This is a genomic window from Mesorhizobium sp. M7D.F.Ca.US.004.03.1.1 (assembly GCF_003998635.1).
In the GTDB taxonomy this organism is placed as follows: Bacteria; Pseudomonadota; Alphaproteobacteria; order Rhizobiales; family Rhizobiaceae; genus Mesorhizobium; species Mesorhizobium loti.
Window position 1 is genome coordinate 1 of the sequence record NZ_RZQG01001025.1, and the last position, 1,987, is coordinate 1,987.

The following is a 1,987-nucleotide window of genomic DNA, read 5'->3' on the forward strand; positions in this document are numbered from 1 at the left end:
CGCGCGGCCATCCCATTGTCGGTCTCAGCCGCGATCGCGGTTGTCGTGCTCGTGTTGTCGGCGTTGCTGGTGTTCGATGCGCTGCTGTTCCGGCTGATGGCCAGCCACAAGGACGAGGCTTCCGGCGGTGCCGCGGTGGATGACATATTGGCGCGCATGCGGCTAAAACCCTCCCCGTCCACGACACGCTCGCTCGACGACCGCATGGCCGGCACAAGCCGCTTGCTGTTCAAGCAGCGCGCCGCCTTGGCCCTGTTTGCCGCAGCGCTTCTGGCGGCGGGGTTTTGGGCGCCGCGATGAACAAGCTTTCGCTCAAGACCTTCACCTTGCTGCAGACGGTAACCTCCGTCGGCCTCTCGGCGCTGGCCTGGATGGTGACCGGGGTGCGTCCGATCTGGAACGGCAGCCTGCCGTCCGACCGGCAGCGCATCTATTTCGCCAATCACACCAGCCATGGCGACTTCATCTTGCTGTCGGCCTGCCTCAGCGAAAAGGAGCGCGCGATCACCCATGCGGTGGCTGCCGGCGAATACTGGGGAAAGTCGCGGCTGCGCCGCTTCATCGCGCAGGACATGCTGTCGTCCGTGCTCATCAACCGGCAATGGACGAAGCCTGAGGAAAACCCGATCGAGATCATGCTGTCGGTTCTCGACCAGGGCCATTCGCTGATCCTGTTTCCCGAGGGCACCCGCAACATGACCGAGGAGCCGCTACTGGCCTTCCGCTCCGGCCTCTACAATCTATCGATGGCGCGGCCACAGGTCGAGCTGATCCCGTGCTGGATCGAGAACATGTCGCGCGTGCTGCCCAAGGGCCAGTTCCTGCCGGTTCCGCTGCTGTGCCGAGTCGTTTTCGGCGCGCCGGTCGCGGTTGGCCCGGGCGAGGAACGCCGCGCCTTTCTCGAGCGCGCCCACGCCACGCTTCTGGCGCTCAACCCGCGCCCCGAGCGAGACGATTGATGCGCCACGAGATCTCCATCCTGATCATCGGCCTGCTGGCGGTTTTGACCACCGCAAGCATTGTCGCCGCTATCCTTTCGGCGCGGGCGCCGAAGCCGCTCAGCTCGACGCTGGTCAATCTCACCCAGCGCATCAACGCCTGGTGGGTGATGGTGGCGCTGATGACGGTCGCCTTCTTCTTCGGCCGCTACGGCATGACCATCCTGTTCGCGCTGATCTCCTTCGCCGCGCTGCGCGAATTCGTGACGCTCACGCACACCCGCCGCAGCGACCATTGGGTGCTGCTTGGCATGTTCGGCATCATCATACCGTTTCAATACTGGCTGGTGTGGACCGCCTGGTACGGGCTCTTCGTCATCTTCATTCCGGTCTACTGCTTCCTGCTGATGCCGGCCATCACGGCGCTGCATGGCGACACGGAACGCTTCCTCGAGCGGATCGCCGCGCAGCAATGGGCGGTGATGATCTCGGTCTATTGTGTCAGCCATGTCCCCGCCCTGCTGACACTCAACGTGCCGGGCTTCGAAGGCCGCACCCTGTTGCTGATCGCCTTCCTGATCATCGTCGTGCAAGGCAGCGACGTGCTGCAATACATCTTCGGCAAGCTGTTCGGAAAACACCGTTTTTCGCCGAACGTCTCGCCGTCGAAAACCTGGGAAGGGCTGATTGGCGGACTGGTGTCGGCGAGCCTGCTCGGCGCGCTGTTGTCGTTCGTGACACCCTTCTCGCCGCTGCAGGCGGCGGCCGTGGCTTTCGTCGCCTGCTCGATGGGATTTCTGGGCGGGCTGGTCGCCTCGGCCATCAAGCGCGACCAGGGCGTCAAGGACTGGGGCCACCTGATCGAAGGCCATGGCGGCATGATGGACCGCACCGATAGCTTGGTCTTCGCCGCGCCGGTGTTCTTTCACATTGTGCGCTATTTCTGGACCGTCTGAGAGCTCGGAGCTGGCGAACTCTTGCCCGTCAGAGCCGGTTGCGGATGAGCATGGTGACGACGAAGAACGCGCCGACCGAGCTGGTGATGATGC

Annotated in this window: 3 protein-coding genes; all 3 read left to right on the plus strand. The window is 63.8% G+C overall.

The genetic code is table 11. From position 1 onward, the window contains the following. A partial coding sequence (locus EN935_RS33360) for a hypothetical protein (RefSeq protein ID WP_127374091.1) occupies positions 1-300 on the plus strand: 300 nt, incomplete at its 5' end. Next, positions 297-959: a lysophospholipid acyltransferase family protein gene (locus EN935_RS33365; RefSeq protein WP_127263284.1), complete on the plus strand. Its 663-nt coding sequence runs from the start codon at positions 297-299 to the stop codon at positions 957-959. The genes EN935_RS33360 and EN935_RS33365, both read left to right, overlap by 4 nt. Then, a complete protein-coding gene (locus EN935_RS33370; protein ID WP_126068674.1) occupies positions 959-1,894 on the plus strand; it encodes a phosphatidate cytidylyltransferase in 936 nt (311 codons plus the stop codon). Before EN935_RS33365 ends, EN935_RS33370 begins: the two co-directional genes overlap by 1 nt. Positions 1,895-1,987: the final 93 nt, after the last annotated feature.

What these genes read in the sequence shown, in the direction of transcription:
- EN935_RS33365 (WP_127263284.1), top strand. Translation starts at nt 297, where the DNA reads ATGAACAAGCTTTCGCTCAAGACCTTCACCTTGCTGCAGACGGTAACC.
- EN935_RS33370 (WP_126068674.1), top strand. Translation starts at nt 959, where the DNA reads ATGCGCCACGAGATCTCCATCCTGATCATCGGCCTGCTGGCGGTTTTG.